The following is a 24,643-nucleotide window of genomic DNA, read 5'->3' on the forward strand; positions in this document are numbered from 1 at the left end:
GGCGCGGTGAGCCCGTGCGGCGGCGCGGTGAGCCCGTGCGGCGGCGCGGCGAGCCCGTGCGGAGCGGGCGCGCGCCGAGGGCGGCGCTGACGTGTTCGCGCCGGCGGGCGCCCATCACGGGCGTGACCCGGGACGGCGGCTCGCGCCGCGCCGCGTGACGGCCGCTCCCGCGGCCCTGCCGGTGCTCGTGCGCGAGATGGTCGAGCCGCGCTGGCCGGCGTTCCGGCTCGCGCCGCCGACACTGGACGGGCTCACGCGCCGGCACGGCAACGGGCTCGTGCGGCTGCTGCACGTGGACGGCGCGCCGGTCGTCGTGGCCGTCTCCGGCACCGTGTTCGCGGCGCGCGCCGCCACCGAGGAGGCCGCGCGGGAGGGGATCGCGCGGATGCGCTTCGCCACCGGCATCGACGACGACCTCGCCGGCTTCCACGCGCGGTTCCGCGACGACCCGCTGCTCGGCCGCGCGATCCGCGCCCGCCCGTGGCTGCGTGTGCGCCGCAACCCGACCCCGTTCGAGGCGCTCGCCTGGGCGATCACCGAGCAGCTGATCGAGCTCGTGCGCGCGAAGGCGATCCAGCGCCGCCTGATCGCCGCGCACGGCCCGCGCCACGGCGCGTTGCGGGACGCGCCGGACGCCGCGACCGTGGCCGCGCTCGCGCCCGCCGAGATCGACGCCTGCGGCCTGGCGCCGAAACGCACGATGGCACTGCGCCGCGCCGCCCGCGAGGTGGCGGCGGGACGGGCCGCGCTCGTGCGGGCTGGGTTTTCGACCGCCACGGTGGAAAACCCGTCCCACGGGCGCGACTTCGCCCGGTTACTCGCGATCCCCGAGATCGGGACGTGGACGATCGAGATGCTCGCGCTGTACGGGCTCGGGCGGCTGGACGTGGTGCCCGCCGGCGACCTGGGCTACCTGAAGCTGGTCGGGCGACTCGCGACGGGCAACCCGCGCGCCGTCGCCGATGAGGACGAGGTGCGCGGGTTCTTCGCGCCCTATGCGCCGTACGCGGGGATGGCGGCGCTCTACCTCAGCCGCGCGATCCCTGCCCAAGCCCCTCGCCCGGCAGGAACTCGTTGGTCACCGGGCTCGCCTCGGAGGGCGGCCGCGTGAGCAGGTTCTCCGCGCGCATCCAGCGCTCGTAGGCGGCCCACTCGACCGGCTCCTGCCAGCCCCACGGCAGATCCCCGGTGCGCTGGGGCGCCAGGGACGGCGCGGCGCGGTCCTCGCGCGCCGGGACCGTCGGGAAGAACACGGGCAGCGTGGCCTTGATCTGCGCTTCGAGCAGCTCGGGCTCCAGGCCCTTGTCGGCCTTCACCAGCGCGTCCACGCCCGCCTGCGGGGTCTTGCGCAGCAGGCGATGGCCCGCGGCGGTCGTCGACAAGAAGCGCCGCAGTCGCGAGGCGCCCGCCGCGTCCAGGTCCTGCCGGCGGGCGACGAAGATCAGCTCGTTGTAGGTCGGCACGCCGATCTCCTCCATGCGCAGGATCACCGGCTTCTGGTCGCGGCGCTGCAGGTCGACGCCCTCGACGTTCCAGAACGAGCCCAGTGACGCGTCGGCGCGCTTGGAGAGCATCGCCTGCGTGAGGTTGAAGCCGACGTTGATCGTCTGGACCGCGTTCGCCTCCACGCCCGCCGCCTTCAGGATCGTCTTCAGGTAGGCGTCCTGGTAGGGGATGCCGGCCGTCGCAACGCGCTTGCCCGACAGGTCCTTGGGCGTCCGCACGCCGCCGCTCGGCAGCGCCATCAGCGAAGTGAGCGGCTTCTGGACGAGCGCGCCGACCGACACGATGTTCTCCTCGCCCTGGTCGCGCGCGAGCAGCAGCTCGGGCTGGTAGGAGATCGCGACGTCCGCGCGCCCCGCGGCGAGCAGCCGCAGCGGCGCGGCCGGGTCCGGCGGCGGCTGCAGCTTGACGTCCAGCCCGGCCTGCTCGTAGAGCCCGGCCTCCAGCGCCGCGTACAGCCCGGCGTGGTCGGCGTTGGGCACGTAGTCGAGCATCACCGTGAAGGGCTCGAGCGGTGGGGCCTCGTTCCCCGTCGGCTCGGACTTCTCGCCGCACCCCGCGAGCACCCCCGCGACCACCGCGAGCAACAACAAACGCTTCATGAGACCGTCCTTGGCGACCAGGAGACAACCCGCCGCTCCAGCGCGCTGAACAGCGCGTACAGGACGACGGCTTCGAAGATGAGCAGCGCGGTGGCGGCGAACGCCCGCGCGCTTTCCAGCTGTGCGTTGGCGGTGACGACGAGGTGGCCGAGCCCGGAGGTCGAGCCGGCCCACTCCGCCAGCACCGCGCCGATCACCGCGACCGCGGCGGCGATCTTCAAGCCCGTGAACCCGGACGGCAGCGCGGACGGCGCCTCCAACAAGCGCAGCCGCTGCCAGCGCGAGGCGTGCAGCGACGCGAGCACGCGGCGCGCGTCCGGGTCGGTGTCGCGCAACCCGTCGGCCACGTTGACCACGATCGGGAAAAAGCACACGAGCGCGACGATCAGGATCTTCGGCGCCAGCCCGAACCCGAGCAGCAGCACCACCAGCGGCGCGAGCACGGGGATCGGCACGGCCTGCGAGCCGACCACGAGCGGGCGCAGCGCGTCCTCGACCGCGGGCACGAGGTGCATCGCGACCGCGAGCGCGACCCCGACCACCAGCGCGGCGGCGAGCCCGAGCACCACCTCGTAGCTCGTCACGGCCAGGTCGGGCCCGAGAATCGATCGGTCCTCCCACAGTGTGCGGGCGACATCACTCGGCGCGGGCAGCAGCAGCTCGTTCACGACGCCCGCGCGCACGATCAGCTCCCACGCGCCGCACAGCAGCGCGAGCACGATCAGCGGCGCGATCACGGCTGCAGCCCCAGCGCGGTAAGCGCCCGCTCGCGCAGCTGCACCACGGCGGCGTCCGTGCGTACCCGCGGCCGCGGCAGCGCGACCTCGAGCACGGACACCACCCGCGCCGGCCGCGGCGAGAGCAGCACGATGCGGTCGGCGAGCAGCACCGCCTCTTCCACGTCGTGCGTGACCAGCAGCACCGTGCGCGGGTCCCGCGCGAGCGCCTCGGCCAACCACGTCTGCGCCTGCGCGCGGGTCAGCGCGTCGAGCGCCCCGAACGGCTCATCAAGGCACAGCAGCGGCCGTCCAGCGAGCAGCGTGCGCAGGAACGCGACGCGCTGGCGCATGCCGCCACTCAAGGCCGCCGGTCGCGTCTTCTCGAACCCCTCGAGCCCGAAGCGCACGAAGTGCGAGTGCGCCGCGGCCCGCGCGGCCGCCTTCGACGCGCCACCCACCCGCAGCGCGAGCGCCGCGTTGTCGAGCGCGCTCAGCCACGGCAGCAGCCCGTCGCGCTGCGGCATCAGCGAGGCTTCCGGAGCATCCACGGTTCCCGCGTCCGCCGCGTCCAGCCCGCAGACGATCGACAGCAGCGTGGACTTCCCGCACCCGCTCGGCCCGACCACCGCGACGACCTCACCCGCCGCCGCCCGCAGGTCCACGCCGTCGAGCGCGACGACGTCCCCGTACGCCTTGCGCACACCGGACACGGTCACCCCGGCTTGAACACGAAGAGGCTCCGTCGACGGAGCCTCGACTTCAGTCTGCATCCGCTCCCTCCGCGGGCATTACCCCGACCAGGTTCTAAGGGTCAGCGCCGGTGCGGGGCGCTATCTCAGCCGGGCGATCCTCCCAGCCCCCCTGTTTGACGAAAAACGCCCGCATAGCCTACCGTGGCGCCGATGCTCCCCGACCGGCTCCGAGAAGCGTTCGACTGGATGGAGACCGTGGTCGCGCTGCCGCCCGCGACCGCGGTGGAGGTCGAGTGCCCGCTCGTGCACCGGCTCTACACCACGCGCGAGTGGGAGCAGACGCGCCCGATGCTCGCCGACGACTTCGTCCTCATCGGCCCCAACGGCGGCCGTGCCGGCCTCGACGCGCTGCGCCGCACGAACGAGCTGATGGCCGGCGCCTACGAGGACCTGCACGCCGAGATCGAGACCGTCGTGTCCGACCCGGCCGCGCCGCGCGTGCTCTACGTGCGCGACCACTCGCGCGGTCGCGCGAAGGACTCCGGCGAGCGGCTCGACGTGCGCGCCTGGTCGCGCGTCGTGCTCACCGAGGACGGCACGCAGGTCCGCGAGCTCGGACCATCCAGCGTCATCAACCGCGCATGAGAGATACCGTCCCGGTCCGTGGACTGGGACGCCGAAGGACTCTGCGAAGGGCTCGAGGACGACCGCGCGCGTGAGGCGCGCCGGCGCCTGCTCGACGAGCTGCACGAGCAGGGGATGGACGTCGAGGAGCTGCGGCGCGTCGTGGCCGAGGACAAGCTCGTGCTCGCGCCCGTCGCGCGGGCGCTGAGCTCGGAGGCGCGTTACACCGCGCGCGAGATCGCCGAGCAGGCCGGAATCGAGCTGGAGATGTTCACCGCCAGCCGGCGGGCACTGGGCCTCCCGACCCCCGGCGATGACGAGCGCGTGTACGGCGAGAAGGACCTGGAGGCCGCGCGCCTGGGCACGGCACACCGGCAAGCTGGCTTCGCCGACGAGGACGCCCTCGAGGTCGCGCGCGTGCTCGGCCAGGGCATGGCGCGCTACGCCGAGTCCACCCGCGCGCTGGTCGCCCGCACGTTCCTGGAGCCGGGGCTGGACGAGTACGAGCTCGCGCACCGCTACCGGGTCGTCGCCGAGCAGCTGATGCCGCTCGCCGGCCCGTGGCTGGAGCACGTCTTCGCGCTCCACCTGCAGCAGGTGCTGCGCTCCGACGCGCTCACGCAGGAGCAGCGCCGCTCCGGCCGGCTGGACGACACCCAGCAGGCCGTCGTCGCCTTCGCCGACCTGGTCGGCTTCACCGAGCTCGGCGAGCAGCTGCCGGTCGAGGAGCTGGGCAGCGTCGCGGGGCGGCTCTCACACCTGGCGGGCGAGGCGCTCGAACCGTCCGTCAAGCTCGTGAAGCTGATCGGCGACGCGGTCATGCTCGTCGCGCCCGAGCCGGAGCCGATGCTCGAGAGCACACTCCGGCTCGTGGAGATCGCCGAGCGCGACGAGAACTACCCGCCGCTGCGCGCCGGCGTCGCCTGCGGCCAGGCCGTGCACCGCTGGGGCGACTGGTTCGGCACGCCGGTGAACCTGGCGAGCCGCCTGACCGCCAAGGCGCGCCCGTCCACGGTGCTGGTCTCCGCCGAGATCCGCGACTCCGTCAACGACGGCTTCGAGTTCTCCGACGCGGGCCGCAAGCGCCTCAAGGGCTTCTCGGCGCCGGTGCACGCGTACCGAGCTCGGCGCGTCTGACCTCGTCCATCGAGCCGTAGACGGCGTCCGCCGCCGACAGGTCCTCGGGCGCGTGCGACGTCGTGACGGCGACCACGCGCATCCCGGCGGCCCGCGCCGCCGCGATGCCCGCGGGCGCGTCCTCGATCACGAGGCACGTGTCCGACTCGGCGTTCATCGCCGCCGCGGCCTTCAGGTACGGCTCCGGGTCCGGCTTGCCGCGGGTGATGTCGTCGGCGGAGATCAGCACCTCGGGGATCGGATGGCCGACCGCGCGCAGCCGCCCGAGCGCGAGCTCTCGCCCGCCGGACGTCGCGATCGCCCACCGCGGCGCGGCCTCGATGCACTCGCGCGCGCCCGGGATCGCCCGCAGTGCGCCCTCCTCGGCCATCTCGTAGGCCGTGATGGTCGCGACCTCGGCCTCGACGTCCAGCGCGGGCGCGAACTCGGCGACGAGCTCGCGCCCCGGGCGCCCGTGCAGGACCGGCCGCAGCGCGCCCCAGTCGACGTTCCGCTCACCGGCCCACCGGCGCCATGAGGCCTCGACGACGGGCGCGGACTCGACCAGCACGCCGTCGAGGTCGAAGATCACCACCTCACGCATGCATCGGGCGCGTGAGCGCCTTGACGAAGTCCTCGAGCTGCTTCGTGGTCCAGCACTCGTGCGCTTCGCAGTAGGGCTCGTAGGCGGAGATCACCGAGTCGCCGTAGTTCCAGTACAGGCGCGGCTCCGGGTTCAGCCAGAACGTGCGGCCGGCGCGCTCGGCCACCCGGGCGAAGATGTCCGCGCGCGGGTCGCGGCCGTTGGTGCGCGCGTCGCCGAGCACGATCACCGTCGCGCGCGGGTGCAGGTCGTCCTCGACCTGCTCGAGGAACTCGCGCCACACGCGGCCGTAGTCGGTGTAGCCGGACACGTCGGCCACGCCGGCGTCCTTGGAGATCGCGTCGCTCACGGCCTTGAAGGAGCGCTCGGTGGCGAACACGTCCGTCACCTCCGAGATGCGCTCGACGAACACGAACGAGCGCATGCGCCGGAACGAGTCGTGCAGGGCGTGCAGCACGCTCAGGAAGAACACGCTCGCGCTCGTCACCGAAGTCGACACGTCGCAGAGCACGTACAGCTCGGGCCGGCGCGGGCGCTTGGGCTTGTACTTCAACACGACCGGCACGCCGCCCGTCTCCAGCGAGGCGCGCATGGTCCGGCGCACGTCCACGTGCGCGTGCCGCTTGTTCCCGCGCGCCTGATGACCCTGCGTCGCGAGCCGACGCTTGAGCTGCATGACGACCCGGTGCACGGCCGCGAGGTCCTGCGCGGGCCCACTCGGCAACGCGCGGTCGAGCTCGTTCAGCGGCCGCGCCGCCGGGAGCGTCTGCGTGCGCTCGATCTGCGCACGCTCGAGCTCGCGCCGCAGCAGCGTCTCGAAGCGCCGGATCTGCTCGCGCGTGAGCGGGAACTCGACCGAAGCGCCCTCGCCCTTGGCGAGCTGCCCCGGCTCCGATTTCAGGCCAAGCGCGCGCCGGATCCGCTGGACGTCGACGCCGAGTACGCCCGAGCCCTGCCCCTGACGGCCGAAGGCCGCGATCGCCAGCCGCGCCAGGTCGCGCAGCGCCGCCTCGTCGCCGGCCCGAATCGCCTCCATGATCTGCTCGCGCAGGGCCTCATAGTCGATGCGCTCGGCCCCTTCCTCCGACAGGCCGCCGCCCGGCGCGTCCGCCTCGCGGATGCCGGCCTGCAGCGCGGCGCCCTCGGTCGCGCGGAAGAAGTAGCGCTCGAACACGAGCTCGAACACGCGCCGGTCGTCCGGCGACTTGGCCAGCGTCGCGGCCAGCGCCTCGCGGAACGGGCCAGGGGAGGTCCAGCCGACCTCGCCGAGCGCGGCGAACGCGTCGTTCAATTCCGACGTCCCGATCGCCACGCCCTCGCGGCGCAGCTCGTCGCCGAAGCCGACGAGATGCCGCGGCAGGCTCATCTACGCCGCCAGCCGGACGCCGACCCGCTCCGCGACGGTGTCGAGGTCCGTGCGGTGCTTGACGATGATCGACATCGTCTCGCGGAACATCTGCTGGTCGATGTCCTCGGCGCCGAGCAGCAGCAGCGCGCGCGCCCAGTCGATCGACTCCGCGATCGACGGCGGCTTCTTGAGGTCGAGCTCGCGCACCATCCCGACGACCTCGACCAGCCGCCGCGCGACCGTCTCCGGCAGCTCCGGCGCGTGCATCCGGACGATCTCCAGCTCGCGCTCGGCGTCCGGGTAGTCGAGCCACAGGTACAGGCAGCGGCGCTTCAAAGCCTCGGTCAGCTCTCGCGAGTTGTTGGAGGTGAGCAGCACGACCGGCATCGTGCGCGCCTCGACGCGCCCCAGCTCCGGGATCGTGATCTGGAAGTCGCTCAGCAGCTCGAGCAGCATCGCCTCGAACTCCTGGTCGGTCTTGTCGATCTCGTCGATCAGCAGCACGACCGGCTCCTCGGAGGAGATCGCCTGCAGCAGCGGGCGAGTGAGCAGGAACTCCTCGCCGAAGATGTCGTCCTGCACGGCCTGCCAGCCCGTGCCCTCCGCTTCGGCCTGGATCCGCAGCAGCTGCTTGCGGTAGTTCCACTCGTACAGCGCCTTGGCCTCGTCCAGGCCCTCGTAGCACTGTAGGCGGACCAGGTTGCGGCCGAGGTACTCGGCGAGCTTCTTGGCCAGCTCGGTCTTGCCGACGCCCGCTGGCCCTTCCACGAGCACGGGCTTGCCGAGCCGCGCGGCGAGGTAGGCCACCAGCGCCGTGGACTCGCCCGGGAGGTACCCGGCGGCCTGCAGGCCGCCCGAGACGTCGTCGACGGAGCCGGGAACGATCACCGAACTCAGTCTATGAGGCGCGCGATGAGGTCCTCATACGCGGTGATCAGGGCGTCCAGCGACAGCCCACGGACGTGGCGGTGGTAGATGAACGTCGTCGCGGCGAGCGGAGCCATCAGCACGTCGGCGAGGTAGGGCGCGGAGTCGCCGCAGTCGGCCTCGCGGAGCAGCAGCGTGAGGTGCGTGCGGTAGAGCGTGTAGACCGTGCTGATCAGCCGCACGCTCTCCGTGCCCTCGGCGTGGCGCACGAGCGCGGAGTGGCGCTCGAGGAAGCGCAGATAGGCGATCCCGAACGCGATCAGCCGCTGACGCGCGGGGGCGCCCGGGCCCAGCGGCGGCGCGCCGCGGATCATCTGCTCCTGCATCTCGGCCTCATAGGGGGAGATCACCGCGCGCGCGAGCCCTGCGCGGTCGCCGAAGCGGCGGAAGACCGTGCCCTTGCCGACGCCCGCCGCGGCTGCGACGGCCTCCATCGTCACGCCGTCCGGGTCCTCCTCGAACAACCGCTCGGCCGCCTCCAGCACGCGCTGGCGGTTGCGCGCGGCGTCCGCCCGCTCGGGCGGCTCGGCGTTCAGGACGGGGAGGGCGGTCACGCCTCAACATGATAACTGGACCACGGTCCACTTCCTGTGCTACGCTCCCTCCAACAGAAACGGACCACGGTCCACTTCGAGAGGAACACCATGACCGCCATCGCCACGAATCCCGTCCCCACCAACTCGACCTGGACCGTGGATCCGGTCCACTCGAACGTCGGCTTCGCCGTCAAGCACATGATCGTCTCGACCTTCCGCGGCCGGTTCGAGGACTACGACGCCACGCTCACGGCGGCCGAGGACGGCACGCTGCGACTGACCGGCCGCGTCGCCGCGAGCTCGATCGTCGTCAAGGACCCCAACCTCGCCGCCCACCTGCAGAGCCCCGAGTTCTTCGACACCGAGCGCACGCCGGACATCACGTTCGACTCCACGCTCGTCCGGGCCGAGAACGGCGAGCTGATCGTCGACGGCGAGCTCACCATCAAGGGCGTCACCCGCCCGATCGAGGCGCGCGGCACGATCACCGAGCCGGCCGTCACCTTCGACGACCTCGAGAAGATCGGCGTCGAGCTCGAGGCGATCGTCGACCGCACCGAGTACGGCCTCAACTGGAACGCGCCGCTGCCCAAGGGCGGCTTCGCGCTCGCCAACGAGGTCAAGCTGGTGGCCACCCTCGAGCTCGCACGCGCGTAAGGAAGCCATGAAGGTCCTCGGTCTCTCCGGCAGCCTTCGCGCCGGCTCCCACAACGCCAAGCTCCTCCGGGCGGCAGGCGACCTGCTGCCGCCGGAGGCCGACCTGACCATCTTCGACGGCCTCAAGGCCATCCCGCCCTTCGACGAGGACGACGAGCACACGCGCCCGGACGCCGTTCAGGCGCTCTTCGACGCGATCGCCGAGTCGGACGCCGTGCTCGTCGCCACGCCCGAGTACAACCACTCGATCCCGGGCCAGCTCAAGAACGCGCTCGACTGGCTGTCCCGGCCCCTGGCCGAGTCGCCGCTGCGCAACAAGCCCGCTGCGGTGGTCGGTACCTCGACCGGCCTGTTCGGCGCCGTCTGGGCGCAGGCCGAGGCGCGCAAGGTACTGACCGCGATCGGCGCCCGCGTGCTGGACCGTGAGCTGCCCATCGGCTTCGCCGACGACGCCTTCCACGAGGGAGGCCTGGCCGATCCCGATCAGGCCCTCGCGCTTGCGGGCATCCTCGCCGAGCTCGCCGGCGAGGCCAAGCCGGCCGCTAGGCCAGCTCTAGCTGCTTCGTGAGCTCGGACAGCGCCTCGGACTGGCTCGAGAGCTGCGCCACGGAGGAGACGATCTCCTGCGTCGCCGCGTTGGTCTGCTGCGTCGTCGCCGACATCTGCTCGGCCGACGCAGCGGTCTCCTCGGCGTAGGCGGCGATGTCGGTCGTGAACTGGCTCATGCCACCGAGGCCGAGCGTGATGCGGCCGACGGCGCCGTCGATCTCCTCCAGCGCCGTGCGGGCGCGGTCCGAGGCCTCGGTGCCCGCGTGCGTGCGGTTGGCGGCGTCGCGGACGAGCTCCACGGCGTCGTTGGTCTCGGCCTGGATCCCGGCGATGATCCCACCCGCGTTGGCCGCGGACTGGGCGGCGCGCTCGGCGAGCTGACGCACCTCGTCGGCCACCACGGCGAAGCCCTTGCCGGTCTCACCCGCGCGGGCGGCCTCGATCGCGGCGTTCAGCGCGAGCAGGTTCGTCTGGCGCGCGATCTCCTGGATGGCCTCGACGATCCCGCCGACCTGCTCGGAGCGACCGGCGAGCGCGGTGATCGCCGTCGCGGCCTCCTCGATGCGGCCACGCGCGTCGTTGAGGGAGGCGGTCGCCTCCATCGCGGCGTCGATGCCGTTGCGCGAGAGATCGGTGGCGCCGGTCGCGGCCGCGGAGGCCTCGTCGACGGCCTGGCGACCCTGCTGGGCGATGTCGGCCTGGCGCGCCGCGCCCTCGGCGACCCGCTGCGCACTCAGCGCGAGCTCGTTGACGGCCTGGCCCGTCTCGCCCAGCGAGCGGTCCATGCCCGAGCACATCTCCTGCACGACGAACGTGGAGTCGTTGAAGCTCTTGAGGGTGTCGTGCATGGTGTTGCGCACGTGGGCGAACAGGTCGGAGATGTCGCGCCCCGGGCCCGCCTCGCCCATCGTCTTGAGGTTCACGCCCATCGCGGTGAACGTGTCGTAGTAAAAGGACTCGACGATCGCCTGCGAGTCGTAGTTGAAGACCCGGCTGACGGCGCGCTCGATGTCGGCGATGACCTTGTAGTCGACGCTTTCCGAGCTGCGGCCGAAGCTCTTCTTGCTCACGCGCGCGGGCTCGGGCACGTCGGCCAGCATCGCCTCGTGGACAAGGTCCACGAACACGGGGTAGGTGCCGAGGAACCACTTCAGCGGCAGGTTGATGCGGCTGTGCAGCGCACCGACGCCCAGCAGACCTTCGAAGTAGGCGACGCCGAAGCCGCCCGGCTTGCCCGCCTCGCTGAAGATGGCCTTGAAGTGGCCGGCCTGCGCCGCGCCCCAGCCGCGCTGGAGGTCGGACACGCGCATGCCCTTGCCGTTGGCGTAGTCGGTCAGGAACTGGCCGGAGGAGCTGTGGCCGAAGGTGTGCTCGGCGAGCTTGGCGCCGATGGCGTCGGCGTTGCGGGCCGCCCACGCCTGCATCCCGGAGAGCAACTCGAGCTCGGCGGCGGTCATGCCCATGTAGGTGCGGCGCAGCTCGAGCCCACGCTCGTCGATCTGGTACAGGGTGGCGGAAAGGTTCATCTCGCTCCCCTCATCGGCAGATCGGCGTGAGGTTTGAAGCCCTAATGTTCGGTTTCGTCCTCCCAGAGACGTTCGGTGACCTCCGGGCGGCGTTCGCGGCGTGTCGGCGCTTCGGAGGGATCCTCGGGCAGGCGCGTGGTCGGCGCGTCGTCCAGGCGGGTGGTGCGCTCGTCGCCGAGGCGGGTGGTCGGCGCGTCGCCGATGTCGCCCTCCCACGAGGGACGGTCGCGCAGGAACTCGGTGACGGCGGTCGCGTCACGCGGCTTGCGGTCCGGCGTGCGCGGACGCTCGCGGCGCGGAGGTGCGACCCAGCCGGCGTCGTCGGCCGCCGGGTTCGGCGGCTCGGGCGCGTCGATCGCCTTCACGCGCAGGCCGGCGGCGATCAGCAGGCCGGCGGCGGCCATCGCCCCGAAGATGCCCCACTGGATGCCCATCGTCGCACCCACGCCCTCGATGTCCGGCTTGTCGAACAGGCGGTAGACGAGCAGGAGCATGGCCCAGCCGCCGGCGAGGACGATCGCGACGCCGTCACCGCCCGGCAGGTGGAAGCCGCGCTTGCGCAGGCGCGCGTAGACGAGGAAGCCGATCGCGACGGCGACGAGCAGGATCGCGGCCTCCACGAACGTGAACGCCCCGAGCGCGGACACGTTGCTCTGCACGAACTGGCTGTTCTCCGCGACCGACTTCTGGTACCAGGGCAGGATGAAGCTCAGGACCAGCAGGCCCGCCGCGGCGGCGGCGAGCTGCAGCTCCTTCGGCAGGCGGAACTCCTCCCGGCGCGGGCTCATGTGATCGGGATGTCCTCCACGTCGCGTGGCTCGGGCACGGGCCGTTCGAGCTTCTCGATCGAGTGGTCGAGCACGGCGCGCAGCGCGATCAGCAGCTCGCGCAGCGCGTCCGCGACCTGGCGCAGCAGCTCCGGTGGCAGCGTGCCCTTGGCGGCGTCCAGCAGCGCGAACAGCGCGGTGAAGTCCGGCGTGTTGGTGGCGGCGGTCGCGGCCCAGCCGTTCGCCGGCGCGGCGGCGGCAGCGGCGCGCGCGGCCTCCTCGGCCTTGGCGTGCGCCTCGCGCACGAGCCGCTCGGCGGCTTCGTAGGCCTCGCGCTCAGACATAACTGGAGGTCGGATGATCGGGGTGGGGTGGAGGGGCTGCGTTGCCTTCGAATTGGACGGTCAACGCGCCTTCTTCGAGTGTGGCACTCGTCGGCTTGTACCCCGCGAGCGCGCCCGGGAGGACGATCGTGCGCTTGTGCGCGTCCACGCGGACGATCAGCTCCAGCCCGATCTTCTTGAGCTGGATGTCGCCCTTGGTCGCGAACGGGAGATCCAGCTCGAGCGTCGCGTGGCCGTTGTTGACCGACAGCCGCTGCGCGAGGCGATCGTGCAGGACGGCGGCGGGCTCGTGCTGGGTGAAGAGCGCATCGGCGAGCTCGTCGAGGCGGGCGGTGCCGATCACCTCGTGCGCGAAGTACGGCGCGTGCAGCACCGGGACGGGGGAGAAGCCCGCGCCGACACGCTCCAGCTGATCGCGCTGGGCGGCGTGCCAGGCGCCGAAGTAGCCCTCGGCCAGCTCGTCCGGGAAGACGCGGTTGACGATCACGGCGTCCGTCAGGTACCCGTACAGGTTCAGGTAGGTGAAGGTGCGCATGGCCTCGGCGACGACCATGCGGTCCGGCGTCATCACCAGCCGCATGGACACGCGCGTGGTGTCCCGCAGCAGCTCGTGCATCGCGACGAGATTGCCGACCAGCCGCTGGACCTCGGCGATGACCTTCTCGTCGGGCAGCTGGACGTCCAGGAACATGCGCGCGAGCGGGCGGGCGGCGTTGAGCATCGTCTGCTCCTTGCCGAGCACCTTGTCCAGCCACCAGCGGGCGGCGTCCGGGAAGCTCAGCAGGCGCAGCGTCTCGCCGGTGGGCGCGCAGTCGACGACGATCACGTCGTACTCGCCGGACTCGACGTGCCCCTTGAGCACGAGCAGGCTGAACAGCTCGTCGCCGCCGGGCGGGACGGTCAGCTCCTCGGCGGCGATCCGGTCGGTCCCACGCTCCATCAGCAGCGTGCCGAACCAGTCGCTGACGGCGCTCCAGTGCGCCTCCATCTCGTCCTGGGCCTGCACCTGCTGGGCGTGCAGGTGCGGCGCGACCGCGGTGGGCCGGCGCTCGACGGGCGCGTCCAGGACGTCCGCGAGCGAGTGGGCGGGGTCGGTGGAGACGACGAGCGTCCGGGCGCCCGCGGCCGCGCACCGGCGGGCGGTGGCGGCCGCGACCGAGGTCTTGCCCACCCCGCCCTTGCCTGTGTAGAGGATTGTCCGCGGCCGCATCCGGACGTCTACTCTACGGCGAGCATGCCGACCGGCTGCGCCCGTGGCGATGGTCGCTTTGGAATCGCTTCGCGGATTCTCTAGCCCCGCTTCTTGACGGTGATCACTCCGGTCGTGGTGGCGGCGTTGTTGTTGAGGTCGGTGGCGCTGATGGTCACGTCGTAGTCGCCCGACTCCTTCGGGGCGGTCCAGCGCACGGACTTGGTCCCGCGGTACAGGACGCCCGGGCTGAGCACGGCGATCTGCTTGCCGCCCTTGGTGATCCGGAGCGTGACGCGCGAGATCTTGTCCAACTTGAAGCGCACGTTGCCGGCCTTGCGGGCGGTGATGGTGCTCGTCAGCGACTGGAGCGTGGGCGGCGTGGCCAGGTACTCGCTGAAGTGCTGCTCGGCGGCGCAGTACTCGACCGCGGTCGTGCGCTTGCACAGCTGCGTCAGGAAGTCGCGCAGAAGCTTGTGGTAGCCGAGGTCGGACTCCTTGGTGACGGGCGCGCCGCGGCTGTAGAGGCTCCAGGCGCCGGTGTCGAACGTGGCGATCTCGGCGCGGCCGGCGCGGTCGCCGTCCTCGAACAGGGACTGGGCGGTCGGGTCGCCGGTCAGCTGGGCGAGGTCGAACAGGCCGTTGAGCGACTGGATGAAGCCGTTGGCGACCTTGAACTTCGGCAGGCCGGAGTACTGCAGGTAGTGCGCCCCGGTGCCGGAGGGGATCCGCACCCCGGCGGGCGGCTCGGTCTTGAAGATGCCGAGGCCGGCGAGCGCGACCGGGAAGACGTCGGCCTGGCGGTTCAGGCGCGTCGCGGAGCGGGCCATGGCCTGCAGGCCGGTGCCCTGGGCGAGGGAGGAGACCCACGGCGGCTGCTGGCCGTCGAACGGGAACAGGTACTCCCACGCGAGCCCGCCCGCGCGCTCGGCCGCCAGGCCCTTGATCTCGTCGAGGAGGGAGGAGGCGCGGGCGTCGAAGCGCTTGCCGCCGCTCCAGTAGCCGTTGAGCTTGCCGAACGTGCCGAGCCACTGGATCTGGATGCCGTGGCCGGGATAGTGCTGGAAGACGAGCTCGGAGCCGCCGAAGCCGACGCGCTCACCGCTTGAGAGGAGGCGCTGCGTCGTCCACCACTCCACGTTGCGCTGGAGCGTGAGGAAGAGGCTCGGGAGCCTTGAAGCCGTGAGCTGGCGCCGCGCCGCCATCCCCTCCAGGTCGGTGACGACGCCGCCGAGCTCGACCTTGCGCGCGCCGGTCAGCCGCTTCACGCGCGCGCGAGCGTCGGTGTAGGTGGCGCGGTAGGTGCCGATCGCCGCCGGATCGACGCCTTCGGCCTGTAGACGCTCGAGCTCCTGCGTGACGGTCGGCTTCTTCTGCGCGTGCGCGGCCGGCGCCGCCAGCGCGAAGAGGCTGCACAGAATCGGCACAAAAACTGAACAAAGTGGGCGTCTCACGCGGAATCTCCAGTGGTAACTTCGTCGCATGCGTTTCCTCGGTGTTCTGCTTGCAACCGCTCTGGTCCTCGTGGGTTGCGGTTCTGATGGATCTGAGCGTGCGAGTGCAACGTCCGATGCGCGTCAGCTGCTGAGCGCGACGGTCGACAACTTCGCGCAGCTGCGTTCCGCCACCCTCGACGCCTCGGTGCAGGCCACGGCGGGCGCCGAGCAGTCCACCGTCAAGCTGCGCGGCCCGTTCGAGGTCGGCGAGAAGGGCGAGGCGCCGCGCTTCGCGCTGTCCGCGGACATGACCGCTGAGGGCCGTACCGAGTCCGCCGGCGTCGTCTACACGGGCGAGAGCGCGTTCGCGACGCTCGACGGCACCACCTACGAGGTCCCGTCCCTGCTGGCCGGCCAGGTCACCGCCGGGATCGAGCAGGCTTTGGCCAAGGGCGGCCCGCTCGTCGGCATCGACCTCAAGCGCTGGGTCCCGAACCCGACCAACGCCGGCACGGCGAACGTCGCGGGCACCGAGACGATCAAGCTCACCGGCCAGGCCGACGTCAAGCGCGTCATCACCGACATCAACCTGCTCGCCGGCCAGCTGGGGACCATGCAGGTCCCGGGCATGAGCGGCGCGCCGAAGCAGATCCCCGCCGACGCGGCCGACCACGTCAAGGATCTGACGGTCTCGATCTACACCGGTGCGGACGACCAGATGCTCCGCCGCCTTGTCGTCGACGGCACCGTCGCCGAGGGCGCGCAGTCCGGCAACGCGCTGCTGGACCTCACCCTGACGAAGGTCGGCGAGGACCAGGACATCGAGGCCCCGGCCGGCGCACGGCCGTTCAACGAGCTGCTGCAGCAGTTCCAGACCCGCTAGCCGCGGGAACGGCGAGCACACCGTCTGACGGCGCGCTCCTGGGCTGGCCAGGCCGTGCGCGCCGGGGTGGTCGACGCTAGTCGCGCATAGCGAGAGTTTCGTCCTCCACCCCCACCTTGCCCGTCGTCGTTCACGGCGCTCGTGGTCAGACGATCTCTCACCCAAGTCTCATCTGGCACAAGACTCCTAAGCTGCCGCTCCAATGAGCGCGACGGCGGAGCCCTTCAACCTGCGGCGGTTCCTGTTCAGCGGCTCCGGGTGGCCGTATCTGCTGGTCCCGTTCATCGCGATCGCGGTCGTCCTGGACCTGCTCGAAGCCGACGCGATCCTCGTGTTCTTCGCGTCCGCGCTGGGCGTCGTGCCCACCGCGGCGCTCATGGGGCGCGCCACCGAGGAGCTCTCGCACCGGGCCGGGCCGGGCATCGGCGGGCTGCTGAACGTCACGTTCGGCAACGCGCCGGAGCTGATCATCGCGCTGTTCGCGCTCAACGCAGGGCTGCACGAGGTGGTGAAGGCGTCGATCGTCGGCTCGATCCTCGGCAACCTGCTGCTGGTGATGGGCGCGGCGTTCCTGATCGGCGGGTGGGGGCGGGAGCGCAACCGGTTCGTGGCCGAGGCGGCTTCGGCGCAGGCGTCGATGTTGCTGCTGGCGGTGGTGGCGATGGTGCTGCCCGCGATGTTCCTGCTCGCGCGCGGCGACGAGCTGCCGGCGCTGGGCGAGGAGGCGACGAACTTCCCGGCGAGCGTCGAGCACATGTCGTTCGCGGTCGCGATCGTGCTGCTGCTCTCCTACTTCGCGGGGCTGTGGTTCTCGCTGCGCACGCACCACGACGTGTTCAATCCCGACACCGAGGAGGAGGCGCCGGAGGGCGCGTGGAGCGTCCGGCGCTCCGTGCTGATGCTGGCGGGCGCGGGTGTCGCCGTGGGCCTCATGTCGGAGATCCTCGTGGGGTCGATCGAGGAAGCGTCGGAGGGGATCGGGCTGTCGCCGTTCTTCGTGTCGCTGATCATCGTCGCCGTGGTGGGCAACGCGGCCGAGCACTGGGTGGCCGTGTACTTCGCGGCGCGCAACAAGATGGACATCGCGATCTCGATCGCGATCGGGTCCAGCGCACAGATCGCGCTGTTCGTGATGCCGGTGCTGGTGCTCGTCAGCTTCCTGATCGGGCCGTTCCCGCTCGCGATGGAGTTCAGCTCGATCGAGATCGGGGCCGTGCTGCTCGCGGTGCTGATCGCGTCCCACGTCTCCCAGGACGGCGAGTCGACGTGGTTCGAGGGCGTGCAGCTGCTCGCCGTCTACGTCGTGCTCGGCATCGTCTTCTACTTCGTCTGAGCGCGTTCGAGCGCGCCCAGGATCAGGTCCAGCCCGAAGGCGAACTCGGTCGCGTAGTCGTAGCCGGCGCGCGCCATCTCGGTGAAGACCTCGACCAGGTACGGGAACGGCGTCAGGTCCGGGACCGCCGCCTGCTTGGCCTCGACGACCTCCGCATGATCCTGCGCGGTGTCGAACGGCAGGCTTGCCTCCTGCAGCGCGAAGCCGTAGATGTAGGCGTCCAGCAGCGAGGAGGCGTGCACGGCCGCGCGGAACGCGAAGCCGGCCTCGCGCAGGCACCCCATGACCGCGTTGTGGCTGCGCAGGTTCGCCGGCCCGGGCCGCATCCGTGACTCCATCAGCCCGACCGCCCAGCGGTGGCGGTTGAGCACCTCGCGCACCGACACCGCCCGCCGGCGCATCTCGCCCTTCCAGTCGGGCGCGCCCGGCACCGGGAGGTCGATCTCCGCGAACACCAGGTCCACGAGCCCGTCGACCAGGTCCTCCTTGTTCGCGACGTGGTTGTAGAGCGACATCGCCTCCACGCCCAGCGCGGTCGCGACCTTGCGCATCGACAGTGACTCGAGCCCGCCGGCGTCGGCGAGCTCGAGCGCGGCGGCTAGCACGCGCTCGCGGGTGAGTGGCGCACGTCTCATCGCTTGACAACCTTACGGCGTAAGCGTACCTTACGCCGTAAGCATACAGCGTAAGTCAGGAGCCGCCATGACCTCTCCGAAATCCACCGGGCGCCTCGTCGGGGTGCTCTTCGCCCTCACGTTCGTCACCGGGATCGCCGCCGTCGTGCTCTACACGGACGACCCGCGCGGGGTGTCGGACACCCGCCTCGCGTTCGGCGCCGTGATCGAGGTGCTGCTGATCGCGGCCAACCTCGGCACCGCGCTGGCGCTGTTCCCGCTGCTGCGCCGCCGGCAGGAGGCGCTGGCGCTGAGCTACGTCGCGGCGCGCGTGGTCGAGTGCACGTTCATCGCGGTCGGGCTGCTCGCGCTGCTCGCGATGACCGACGCGCGCGGGGACGGCGCGGTCGCCGACGCGCTGGTCGCGATCAAGGACTGGACGTTCCTGCTCGGCCCGAACTTCGTCGTCGGCCTCGGCAACGGCCTGCTGCTCGGAGTCCTGCTCTATCGCTCCGGCCTCGTGCCGCGGCAGATGGCGCTGGTCGGCATCTTCGGCGGCCCCGTCCTCACGCTCGCGGCCGCGGCGACCGTCGTCGGCGTGTTCGACAGCATGCCGTCGATCGCGGCCGCGCCCGAGATCGTGTGGGAGGGCTTCCTGGCGATCTACCTGACCGTCAACGGCTTCAAGGCCGCTGCGGTCGCGAGCGACCGGGCTCCGATGGTCCCGGCCGTCGCCGTCTAGTACTCGTCGTCGTCCGGATCGGGCTCGAGGTCGTCTTCCTCGTCGACCTCGTCCTCGTCCGGATCCTCGCGGGCGGAGGATCGGGCGCGACGGGTCTCGAACGCCTCGACGATCTCGTCGCGCTTGTGTTCATCGATGGCCGGGTCGTCACCGAGGAGAATCCACTCGGCGCCGTCCTCTTCTTCCTCGAGCAGCTCGAGGTCGACATGAGCCGAGTCGTCCACGATCAGGACGATCTCGGTCTCCGGGTTGAAGTAGGTCCCCGGGCGGGTGAGGAGCTCATCCACGTCGAAGCGGCGCAGGGCTGGCATGCGCGGGAGGCTACCCGTCTCGGCGATCTAGGCGCAGCTCGACCTCGGCCTCGACGTCCAGCGGCGGCTGGCCGCGCGCGATCCGGCGCTCGTTGGCGGCTTCCACGAAAGCCCGGACTTCGGCGCGTAGGTCGTTCGTCGACCGCTCCGCCTCGTGGTCGAACGTGATGTCCGAGCGTCCGATCTGGTCGTAGGTGCCGCGCGCGGTGAACGCCAGCGCGACGGCGACCACCCCGGCGAGGAGGACGACGGCCACGGTCACGATCGGCAGCAGATCCTGCACGAAGGTCGATTGTGCCAATCGCCTCCAGACCGGCTAACCTAATCCCGTGTTGACTGACCAGTCAATCTGGACGCTTGGCAAGGAGTTCCGATGGTCGATTTCACGCTGACCGACGAGCAGATCGCTCTCCGCGAGATGGCCCACGACTTCGCGGAGAAAGAGATCCGCCCGGTCGCCTGGGAGTTCGACAAGGACGGCACGTGGCCGGCCGCGATCCTCGAGAAGGCCTGGGAGCTCGGCCTGATGAACTCCCATGTCCCCGAGGAGTACGGCGGACCTGGCGTCTCCTACCTCGAGGGTTGTCTGATCGAGGAGGAACTGTGCTGGGGCTGCTCGGGCATCGGCACGTCGATCGGGGCCAACGGCCTGGCGACGGCGCCGCTCGCCCTCGGCGGGTCCGAGGCGCTCAAGCAGAAGTACTTCGGCATGCTGACCGAGGAGCCGCTGTTCGCCTCGTTCTGCCTCACCGAGCCGGACGCCGGCTCAGACGTGTCGGGCATGCGCACGACCGCCACGCGCAAGGGCGACAAGTGGGTGATCAACGGCTCCAAGTGCTTCATCACCAACGGCAGCCACGCGTCGTTCTTCACCGTCTACGCCAAGACGGACAAGGAGAAGGGCCACCGCGGCATCTCGGCGTTCATCGTCCCCAAGGACGACACGGTCACGGTGGACAAGAAGGAAGACAAGATGGGCCAGCGGGCGTCCGACACCGCGACCATCACCTTCAACGACACCGAGATCCCGCTCGATCACCTGATCGGCGAGGAGAACAAGGGCTTCAAGCTCGCGATGATGACCCTCGACCGCACACGCCCCGGCGTGGCGGCGATGGCCACCGGCATCTCCCGCGCCGCGTTCGAGTTCGCGACCAACTACTCCAAGGAGCGCGTCCAGTTCGGCGTGCCGATCGCGATGCACCAGGGCATCCAGTTCATGATCGCCGACATGGCGACCAAGGTGCACCTGTCGCGTCTCGCCGCCTGGCACTCGGCCGTCCTGCTCGACCAGGGTCGCCGCAACACGCTCGAGTCCTCGCACGCCAAGCGCTTCGCGGCCGACTCCGCGATGGAGGTCACCACGGACGCCGTCCAGGTGTACGGCGGCTACGGCTTCATCAAGGACTACCCGGTCGAGAAGCTGATGCGCGACGCGAAGATCATGCAGCTCTACGAAGGCACGTCGCAGATCCAGCGCCTGGTGATCGCGCGCGAGACGCTGCTCCCGCGCCGCATCGAAGAGCCGACCGCGGTCTAGTCCAGTAGCTCGAACTCAGGCCACGACCGCGGCGGTCAGTCGCTGCGGTCGTGTGAGCACGGGCATGTCCTCGTGGTGGCGTCCCGCGCGCCGCGAGGCCAGGGTGAAGCGCTGGCGCAGGTCGGGATCGGGGACGCGGCGGTCCTCGATCGTCAGCGCCCGGCCGAGCCGGCGCTCGGCCGCCTCCGCCGTCCGCTCGGCCGCGCGGCGCGCCGCGACGACGGCTTCGGCCAACAGCGTCTCCATCAACGGCCCGGCCTCCGGATAGAGCAGCGCCGGACCCGCCAGCTCGTCCGCGCCGGCCTGGAGGGCGGCCGTGGCCAGCGCGCCGGCGTCCGCGATCGGCGCGATCGCGCTCACGGACCCGCTGGCCGCGCGGCGGCCGGTCATCTTGCCGGAACGGTCGTCGTATTCCTCGCCGACCTCCACGGCACCGGTCGCGACGTCCGCCGTGTCGAGAGCGGCGGTGAGCGCGGCCAGCCGGTCGGCGCAGCGGCCGAACGCGTTGCGCGCGTCGCGGTCGACGGCGTGCACGGTCAGCGTCCACAGCACGCGGTCCGGCTCGAGCTCGCCGCTCGCTTCGCCCAGGACGGTCAGGGTCATCCGCGTCATCCTGTCAGCCATGAAGCCGGTGCGCGCCCAGTTCGTCGTGGAGGCGCCCGGCGTGGAGGCCGAGCAGCTGTGGCACGACCGGTCGCGCTGGGCGTCGTGGATCGACGGGTTCACGCACCTGGAAAAGCTCGAGGGCGAGTGGCCGCTGGAGGGCGCGCGGCGCGTGTACTCCTCGCGCGTGACGGGGCGGGCGCTCGTATCCGAGCGGGTGTTGCGCTACACCGCTGGCGACGGGCTCACGTTGATGGTCGAGGACGAGCGCACGACCGCCACGCAGCGCGTGCGCTTCGAGACCGACGGCGTGCGCACGCGGATCACGGTCGAGGTCGAGGCCGAGCCGAAGGAGAAGATGCCGCCCGGGCAGCGCTGGTGGTGGCGGCGCAAGCGCGGAGAATCGCTGCAGCGGACGCTTCAGCGCTTCTCCTACGAGCTGGCGGCCGAGCGCTAGGGTCGAGGCCATGTTCGTCTTCAAAGCGGCGGTGGTGGGGACCGGCGAGCTGGGCGAGGAGATCGCGGGCGCGATCCGTGCCGCCGGGGTCGAGGTCGTGCACACCGACGGCTTCGACGGGCTGGGCGACGTCGACTTCGCGATCGAGGCCACGGGCGGCGACCTGGACGCGGCCCACGAGGTGTTCGCCGCGCTGGACGCCGCGACGCCCGGGCACTCGGTGCTGGCGACGGCCACGTCCTCGCTGTCGATCACCGAGATCGGCGAGATCACGCTGCGGCCGGACAAGGTCGTCGGCTTCCACTGGATCGCGGGAACGCGGCTGGTCGAGGTCGTCGAGGGCGACGACACCTCCGCGGAGACCGTCCAGTGCGCGCTGACCTTCGCCCAGGCGCTCCGCAAGAGCGCCGTGCGCTGCGCCGACGCGCCCGGGTTCATCGTGCAGCGCGTGACCGCCGCGGACGATCCGCTCGTCGAGGCGTGCCTGGTGCTCGAGGACGGGGTCGCCGGCCTGCGCGAGATCGACCTGGCGCTCGCGCTCGGCGCGGGGATGAAGCCGGGCCCGTTCGCCGCGGCCGACCGCGAAGGGCTTGGAGCCGTCCTGGCGCGCGTCGGCGACCCGCCGGTCACGCTGCGCCGGCTCGTCGCCTCGGGGCGCACGGGCGTGCAGGCCGGGCAGGGCTTCTACCCGTACCCGCAGCCGGAGCCGGGCTACGAGGACGCGGCCGTCAAGCTCGACCTGCGCGGCCGGGTCGCGGTCGTGTGGCTGCAGAACCCGCCGGCGAACTCGCTCTCGCCGGCCGTCATCGCAGGGCTGCGGCGGGCGTGGGAGGAGTTACAGGGCCGCGCGCGGGCGATGGTGCTCGCGTCGGCCAACCCGGCGCTGTTCTGCGCGGGCGCCGACATCAAGGCGTTCACCGAGTGGGACGCCGAGTCCGGGCGCGCGCACCTGGAGGACATCCACGCGCTGGCGCGCGAGTGGGAGCGCTCGCCGATCGTGACGATCGCGGCCATCAACGGGCTCGCGTTCGGCGGCGGCTGCGAGATCGCGATGGCGTGCGACCTCCGGCTCGCCGCGGGCTCCGCTTCGTTCGGCCAGCCCGAGATCAACCTCGGCATCATCCCCGGCTTCGGCGGCACCCAGCGGCTGCCAAGGCTCGTCGGCGCCGCGAAGGCGCTGGAGATGAACCTGCTCGGCGAGCCGATCTCCGCCACCGAGGCGTACGAGTGCGGGCTCGTCAATCGGGTCGTCGACGACCAGGACCTGTTCGACGCGGCGCTCGCCTACGGGCGCAAGGCCGCCGGGCAGGCGCCGATCGCGCTCGAGCAAATCAAGCGCGTGAGCGGGCAGGCGGACCTCGACGAGGGCCTCGCGGTGGAGGTCGCCGGCTTCCTCGACGCGTTCACGTCCGAGGACGGGGAAGAGGGCATCCGCGCCTTCATCGAGAAGCGCGCGCCGGAGTTCAAGGGCCGGTGACCGGCGCCGAGCGCCTGGCGGAGCTGATTCGGACCAGCGGCCCGGTCGTCGTGCTCACGGGCGCCGGCGTCTCCGTGCCGTCCGGCATCCCGGACTTCCGGACGCCGATGACCGGCATCTGGGAGAACGTCGACCCGATGGAGGTCGCGCACATCTCCGTCTGGCGCCGCGATCCTGCACGGTTCTGGTCCTTCTACGGTCAGCGCTTCGCGGCCCTCGAAGGCAAGGCGCCCAACGGCGCCCACCGCGCGATCGTCGAGCTCGAGCGGCGCGGGCTGGTGACCGGCGTGATCACGCAGAACATCGACGGCCTCCACGCCCGCGCGGGCACCGAGGACCCGATCGAGGTCCACGGCTCCATCCGCACCGCCTCCTGCCTGCGCTGCGGCGCCTCCTACCCGCTCCAGGAGACGCGCCGGCGGCTCGGCGAGGAGGCCGACGGCGTCCCGCGTTGCGACTGCGGCGCGCCGCTGAAGCCCGACGTCGTGCTGTTCGGCGAGCTGCTGCCCGAGGACGCGATCAACCGCGCGACCGCGCTCGCCGCGACCGCCGGCCTGATGCTCGCCATCGGTTCGTCGCTGGAGGTCCACCCGGTGGCCGGGCTGCCGCAGGACACGCTGCTCAACGGCGGCCAGCTGGCGCTCGTGACCATGGGCCCGACGCCGTACGACGCCCACGCCGCCGTCAAGCTCTCCGGCGACGTCGTCGAGGAGCTAGACGCCGTCCTCGCGGCCCTCGGCTGAGTAGATCGCGCGGGCCCGCAGCGCCGCTTCAAGCGTCTCGAGCGCGCGCGTCAGCGCTGGGAGCGTCTCGGGCTCGAGCCGGCCCTCCCGCGCCGCAGCCGCCGCTGCGGCGACTATGTCGGCGCAACCCTCAAGCTCAACTAGACGCTGAGCAAGGTCGCCGAAGGACCCCCAGGCCGCGAGCTCGGCGCGGGCGGTGGCGAGCGCGGCCTCCAGCTGGATCGCCGCCTCGCGAGCGCGCGAGCGGTCGAGGTCGAGCCGGGCGCGCAACGTCAGCTCCTCGCTCGCCAGGATCGCGTCACGGGCCGACAGCAGCGCGACCAGGCGGTCGGTCCGGCGCTGCTCGGCGCGGCGCTCCTGAGGCGAGACGGTCAGCGGCGGGAGCTCACGCGCCTCGGTCCACTCGCCCTCGGCCACCTGCTCGCCGCTGCCGTAGCCGATGCGCGTCCGCCACGCGCGGGCGACGTCCACATCGGCGAGCAGCGGGTCCGCGGACGCGACGCGGAACGCCGCCACGAGGCGGTCGAGAACGGCGGTGAAGCCGGGCGTGACGTCGGCGGTACGCAACCACTCGCCGGCGGTCGCGTCGTCGGTGAGCGGCTCCGCGTCGATGATCGTGATGCGCGTCACCGGGACGGTGTCGCGCGGCTCACGGCGCCGGACGCGGCGCGGGGCGACGCCCTCTCCGATCACCACGACCGACTGCGCGTCGTCCCCGGCGTAGCGGCGGACGACGTAGCGGCCGGGCGGCGGGCCGAGCCGGCCCGGAAGCTCCCATTGGACGAAGCGGAAGCGCTGCTC

The 24,643-nt window shown here is 71.7% G+C and carries 29 protein-coding genes and 1 riboswitch; of the genes, 12 read left to right on the forward strand and 17 right to left on the reverse strand.

The window, feature by feature from the left end:
• Positions 1-154 precede the first annotated feature (154 nt).
• Entirely contained in the window at positions 155-1,111 is a 957-nt protein-coding gene (locus OJ962_RS23925) for a DNA-3-methyladenine glycosylase family protein (protein ID WP_270006657.1), read from the forward strand.
• Here the strand turns inward: OJ962_RS23925 and OJ962_RS23930 are convergent.
• The 3 genes from OJ962_RS23930 to OJ962_RS23940 are packed head-to-tail and all read right to left on the reverse strand — an operon-like array spanning position 1,029 to position 3,525.
• The gene (locus OJ962_RS23930) at positions 1,029-2,105 is read right to left on the reverse strand and encodes an ABC transporter substrate-binding protein (protein ID WP_202955847.1); all 1,077 of its coding nucleotides are present in this window, start codon (positions 2,103-2,105) and stop codon (positions 1,029-1,031) included. The two genes, OJ962_RS23925 and OJ962_RS23930, sit on opposite strands and share 83 nt — an antisense overlap.
• Positions 2,102-2,842 carry an ABC transporter permease gene (locus tag OJ962_RS23935; RefSeq protein ID WP_202955848.1) on the reverse strand — a complete coding sequence of 247 codons (741 nt, stop codon included), beginning with the start codon at positions 2,840-2,842 and terminating at the stop codon, positions 2,102-2,104. The genes OJ962_RS23930 and OJ962_RS23935 overlap by 4 nt, the downstream gene beginning before the upstream one ends.
• Positions 2,839-3,525, reverse strand: coding sequence for an ABC transporter ATP-binding protein (locus OJ962_RS23940; RefSeq protein WP_270006658.1), 687 nt, complete (start codon positions 3,523-3,525; stop codon positions 2,839-2,841). Before OJ962_RS23940 ends, OJ962_RS23935 begins: the two co-directional genes overlap by 4 nt.
• Before the next feature lie 56 nt (positions 3,526-3,581).
• A riboswitch (TPP riboswitch) is annotated at positions 3,582-3,697 on the reverse strand.
• 29 nt (positions 3,698-3,726) lie between these two features.
• Here OJ962_RS23940 and OJ962_RS23945 point away from each other — a divergent pair.
• The gene (locus tag OJ962_RS23945) at positions 3,727-4,161 is read left to right on the forward strand and encodes a nuclear transport factor 2 family protein (RefSeq protein WP_202955850.1); all 435 of its coding nucleotides are present in this window, start codon (positions 3,727-3,729) and stop codon (positions 4,159-4,161) included.
• A gap of 18 nt (positions 4,162-4,179) precedes the next feature.
• Positions 4,180-5,277 carry an adenylate/guanylate cyclase domain-containing protein gene (locus OJ962_RS23950; protein ID WP_202955851.1) on the forward strand — a complete coding sequence of 366 codons (1,098 nt, stop codon included), beginning with the start codon at positions 4,180-4,182 and terminating at the stop codon, positions 5,275-5,277.
• Here OJ962_RS23950 and OJ962_RS23955 read toward each other — a convergent pair.
• The 4 genes from OJ962_RS23955 to OJ962_RS23970 are packed head-to-tail and all read right to left on the reverse strand — an operon-like array spanning position 5,228 to position 8,689.
• Positions 5,228-5,860 (reverse strand): HAD-IA family hydrolase, encoded by a 633-nt coding sequence (locus tag OJ962_RS23955; protein WP_202955852.1) that lies wholly within the window; start codon positions 5,858-5,860, stop codon positions 5,228-5,230. The genes OJ962_RS23950 and OJ962_RS23955 overlap by 50 nt on opposite strands.
• Entirely contained in the window at positions 5,853-7,226 is a 1,374-nt protein-coding gene (locus OJ962_RS23960; protein WP_202955853.1) for a vWA domain-containing protein, read from the reverse strand. Before OJ962_RS23960 ends, OJ962_RS23955 begins: the two co-directional genes overlap by 8 nt.
• Entirely contained in the window at positions 7,227-8,096 is an 870-nt protein-coding gene (locus tag OJ962_RS23965; protein ID WP_202955854.1) for an AAA family ATPase, read from the reverse strand.
• A 5-nt stretch (positions 8,097-8,101) separates the two neighbouring features.
• On the reverse strand, positions 8,102-8,689 hold the full coding sequence (locus tag OJ962_RS23970; RefSeq protein ID WP_202955855.1) for a TetR/AcrR family transcriptional regulator: 588 nt from the start codon (positions 8,687-8,689) through the stop codon (positions 8,102-8,104).
• A gap of 90 nt (positions 8,690-8,779) precedes the next feature.
• On the opposite strand from OJ962_RS23970, the gene OJ962_RS23975 reads away from it, so the two are divergent.
• The gene (locus tag OJ962_RS23975; RefSeq protein ID WP_202955856.1) at positions 8,780-9,328 is read left to right on the forward strand and encodes a YceI family protein; all 549 of its coding nucleotides are present in this window, start codon (positions 8,780-8,782) and stop codon (positions 9,326-9,328) included.
• Between the two features lie 7 nt (positions 9,329-9,335).
• Positions 9,336-9,896 carry an NADPH-dependent FMN reductase gene (locus OJ962_RS23980; RefSeq protein ID WP_202955857.1) on the forward strand — a complete coding sequence of 187 codons (561 nt, stop codon included), beginning with the start codon at positions 9,336-9,338 and terminating at the stop codon, positions 9,894-9,896.
• Here OJ962_RS23980 and OJ962_RS23985 read toward each other — a convergent pair.
• The 5 genes from OJ962_RS23985 to OJ962_RS24005 form a co-directional block, all read right to left on the reverse strand.
• A complete protein-coding gene (locus tag OJ962_RS23985; protein WP_202955858.1) occupies positions 9,871-11,403 on the reverse strand; it encodes a globin-coupled sensor protein in 1,533 nt (510 codons plus the stop codon). The two genes, OJ962_RS23980 and OJ962_RS23985, sit on opposite strands and share 26 nt — an antisense overlap.
• Positions 11,404-11,444: 41 nt before the next feature.
• Positions 11,445-12,191, reverse strand: a complete 747-nt coding sequence (locus OJ962_RS23990) for a hypothetical protein (protein WP_202955859.1) — start codon at positions 12,189-12,191, stop codon at positions 11,445-11,447.
• Complete coding sequence (locus OJ962_RS23995) at positions 12,188-12,514, reverse strand: hypothetical protein (protein ID WP_202955860.1); 327 nt, start codon at positions 12,512-12,514, stop codon at positions 12,188-12,190. The genes OJ962_RS23990 and OJ962_RS23995 overlap by 4 nt, the downstream gene beginning before the upstream one ends.
• Positions 12,507-13,724: an ArsA family ATPase gene (locus OJ962_RS24000; RefSeq protein ID WP_202955861.1), complete on the reverse strand. Its 1,218-nt coding sequence runs from the start codon at positions 13,722-13,724 to the stop codon at positions 12,507-12,509. Before OJ962_RS24000 ends, OJ962_RS23995 begins: the two co-directional genes overlap by 8 nt.
• Before the next feature lie 80 nt (positions 13,725-13,804).
• Entirely contained in the window at positions 13,805-15,130 is a 1,326-nt protein-coding gene (locus OJ962_RS24005; RefSeq protein WP_202955862.1) for a D-glucuronyl C5-epimerase family protein, read from the reverse strand.
• Between the two features lie 214 nt (positions 15,131-15,344).
• On the opposite strand from OJ962_RS24005, the gene OJ962_RS24010 reads away from it, so the two are divergent.
• Positions 15,345-16,022, forward strand: a complete 678-nt coding sequence (locus tag OJ962_RS24010; RefSeq protein ID WP_270006659.1) for a hypothetical protein — start codon at positions 15,345-15,347, stop codon at positions 16,020-16,022.
• Positions 16,023-16,224: 202 nt separating this feature from the next.
• Positions 16,225-17,355 carry a calcium/proton exchanger gene (gene cax, locus OJ962_RS24015; protein ID WP_202955864.1) on the forward strand — a complete coding sequence of 377 codons (1,131 nt, stop codon included), beginning with the start codon at positions 16,225-16,227 and terminating at the stop codon, positions 17,353-17,355.
• Here the strand turns inward: cax and OJ962_RS24020 are convergent.
• Entirely contained in the window at positions 17,343-17,990 is a 648-nt protein-coding gene (locus tag OJ962_RS24020; RefSeq protein WP_202955865.1) for a TetR/AcrR family transcriptional regulator C-terminal domain-containing protein, read from the reverse strand. The genes cax and OJ962_RS24020 overlap by 13 nt on opposite strands.
• Positions 17,991-18,057: 67 nt before the next feature.
• Here OJ962_RS24020 and OJ962_RS24025 point away from each other — a divergent pair, with 67 nt between their 5' ends.
• Positions 18,058-18,711, forward strand: coding sequence for a DUF4386 domain-containing protein (locus tag OJ962_RS24025; protein WP_202955866.1), 654 nt, complete (start codon positions 18,058-18,060; stop codon positions 18,709-18,711).
• Here the strand turns inward: OJ962_RS24025 and OJ962_RS24030 are convergent.
• Both OJ962_RS24030 and OJ962_RS24035 read right to left on the reverse strand, forming a co-directional pair.
• Complete coding sequence (locus tag OJ962_RS24030; RefSeq protein ID WP_202955867.1) at positions 18,708-19,022, reverse strand: hypothetical protein; 315 nt, start codon at positions 19,020-19,022, stop codon at positions 18,708-18,710. The genes OJ962_RS24025 and OJ962_RS24030 overlap by 4 nt on opposite strands.
• A 10-nt stretch (positions 19,023-19,032) precedes the next feature.
• Entirely contained in the window at positions 19,033-19,305 is a 273-nt protein-coding gene (locus OJ962_RS24035; protein WP_202955868.1) for a hypothetical protein, read from the reverse strand.
• 90 nt (positions 19,306-19,395) lie between these two features.
• Here OJ962_RS24035 and OJ962_RS24040 point away from each other — a divergent pair, with 90 nt between their 5' ends.
• Positions 19,396-20,562 (forward strand): acyl-CoA dehydrogenase family protein, encoded by a 1,167-nt coding sequence (locus OJ962_RS24040; RefSeq protein ID WP_202955869.1) that lies wholly within the window; start codon positions 19,396-19,398, stop codon positions 20,560-20,562.
• Between the two features lie 15 nt (positions 20,563-20,577).
• Here the strand turns inward: OJ962_RS24040 and OJ962_RS24045 are convergent, their stop codons facing one another.
• A complete protein-coding gene (locus tag OJ962_RS24045; RefSeq protein ID WP_202955870.1) occupies positions 20,578-21,165 on the reverse strand; it encodes an SIMPL domain-containing protein in 588 nt (195 codons plus the stop codon).
• 19 nt (positions 21,166-21,184) lie between these two features.
• Here OJ962_RS24045 and OJ962_RS24050 point away from each other — a divergent pair, with 19 nt between their 5' ends.
• Genes OJ962_RS24050 through OJ962_RS24060 form a run of 3 tightly spaced genes read left to right on the forward strand, consistent with a single transcriptional unit; the run spans position 21,185 to position 23,842 of the window.
• On the forward strand, positions 21,185-21,622 hold the full coding sequence (locus OJ962_RS24050) for an SRPBCC family protein (protein ID WP_202955871.1): 438 nt from the start codon (positions 21,185-21,187) through the stop codon (positions 21,620-21,622).
• A gap of 10 nt (positions 21,623-21,632) precedes the next feature.
• The gene (locus OJ962_RS24055; protein ID WP_202955872.1) at positions 21,633-23,099 is read left to right on the forward strand and encodes a 3-hydroxyacyl-CoA dehydrogenase/enoyl-CoA hydratase family protein; all 1,467 of its coding nucleotides are present in this window, start codon (positions 21,633-21,635) and stop codon (positions 23,097-23,099) included.
• On the forward strand, positions 23,096-23,842 hold the full coding sequence (locus tag OJ962_RS24060) for an SIR2 family NAD-dependent protein deacylase (protein WP_202955873.1): 747 nt from the start codon (positions 23,096-23,098) through the stop codon (positions 23,840-23,842). The genes OJ962_RS24055 and OJ962_RS24060 overlap by 4 nt, the downstream gene beginning before the upstream one ends.
• Here OJ962_RS24060 and OJ962_RS24065 read toward each other — a convergent pair.
• A complete protein-coding gene (locus OJ962_RS24065) occupies positions 23,813-24,538 on the reverse strand; it encodes a hypothetical protein (protein ID WP_270006660.1) in 726 nt (241 codons plus the stop codon). The genes OJ962_RS24060 and OJ962_RS24065 overlap by 30 nt on opposite strands.
• Between the last annotated feature and the right edge of the window lie 105 nt (positions 24,539-24,643).

Source organism: Solirubrobacter deserti (assembly GCF_027587175.1).
GTDB classification, from domain to species: domain Bacteria; phylum Actinomycetota; class Thermoleophilia; order Solirubrobacterales; family Solirubrobacteraceae; genus Solirubrobacter; species Solirubrobacter deserti.

What these genes read in the sequence shown, in the direction of transcription:
- OJ962_RS24030 (WP_202955867.1), bottom strand. Translation starts at nt 19,022, where the DNA reads ATGCCAGCCCTGCGCCGCTTCGACGTGGATGAGCTCCTCACCCGCCCG.
- OJ962_RS24025 (WP_202955866.1), top strand. Translation starts at nt 18,058, where the DNA reads ATGACCTCTCCGAAATCCACCGGGCGCCTCGTCGGGGTGCTCTTCGCC.
- OJ962_RS23945 (WP_202955850.1), top strand. Translation starts at nt 3,727, where the DNA reads ATGCTCCCCGACCGGCTCCGAGAAGCGTTCGACTGGATGGAGACCGTG.
- OJ962_RS24000 (WP_202955861.1), bottom strand. Translation starts at nt 13,724, where the DNA reads ATGCGGCCGCGGACAATCCTCTACACAGGCAAGGGCGGGGTGGGCAAG.
- OJ962_RS24020 (WP_202955865.1), bottom strand. Translation starts at nt 17,990, where the DNA reads ATGAGACGTGCGCCACTCACCCGCGAGCGCGTGCTAGCCGCCGCGCTC.
- OJ962_RS23955 (WP_202955852.1), bottom strand. Translation starts at nt 5,860, where the DNA reads ATGCGTGAGGTGGTGATCTTCGACCTCGACGGCGTGCTGGTCGAGTCC.
- OJ962_RS24055 (WP_202955872.1), top strand. Translation starts at nt 21,633, where the DNA reads ATGTTCGTCTTCAAAGCGGCGGTGGTGGGGACCGGCGAGCTGGGCGAG.
- OJ962_RS24040 (WP_202955869.1), top strand. Translation starts at nt 19,396, where the DNA reads ATGGTCGATTTCACGCTGACCGACGAGCAGATCGCTCTCCGCGAGATG.
- OJ962_RS23990 (WP_202955859.1), bottom strand. Translation starts at nt 12,191, where the DNA reads ATGAGCCCGCGCCGGGAGGAGTTCCGCCTGCCGAAGGAGCTGCAGCTC.
- OJ962_RS23960 (WP_202955853.1), bottom strand. Translation starts at nt 7,226, where the DNA reads ATGAGCCTGCCGCGGCATCTCGTCGGCTTCGGCGACGAGCTGCGCCGC.
- cax (WP_202955864.1), top strand. Translation starts at nt 16,225, where the DNA reads ATGAGCGCGACGGCGGAGCCCTTCAACCTGCGGCGGTTCCTGTTCAGC.
- OJ962_RS23985 (WP_202955858.1), bottom strand. Translation starts at nt 11,403, where the DNA reads ATGAACCTTTCCGCCACCCTGTACCAGATCGACGAGCGTGGGCTCGAG.
- OJ962_RS23975 (WP_202955856.1), top strand. Translation starts at nt 8,780, where the DNA reads ATGACCGCCATCGCCACGAATCCCGTCCCCACCAACTCGACCTGGACC.
- OJ962_RS24050 (WP_202955871.1), top strand. Translation starts at nt 21,185, where the DNA reads ATGAAGCCGGTGCGCGCCCAGTTCGTCGTGGAGGCGCCCGGCGTGGAG.
- OJ962_RS23930 (WP_202955847.1), bottom strand. Translation starts at nt 2,105, where the DNA reads ATGAAGCGTTTGTTGTTGCTCGCGGTGGTCGCGGGGGTGCTCGCGGGG.
- OJ962_RS23995 (WP_202955860.1), bottom strand. Translation starts at nt 12,514, where the DNA reads ATGTCTGAGCGCGAGGCCTACGAAGCCGCCGAGCGGCTCGTGCGCGAG.
- OJ962_RS24045 (WP_202955870.1), bottom strand. Translation starts at nt 21,165, where the DNA reads ATGACCCTGACCGTCCTGGGCGAAGCGAGCGGCGAGCTCGAGCCGGAC.
- OJ962_RS23980 (WP_202955857.1), top strand. Translation starts at nt 9,336, where the DNA reads ATGAAGGTCCTCGGTCTCTCCGGCAGCCTTCGCGCCGGCTCCCACAAC.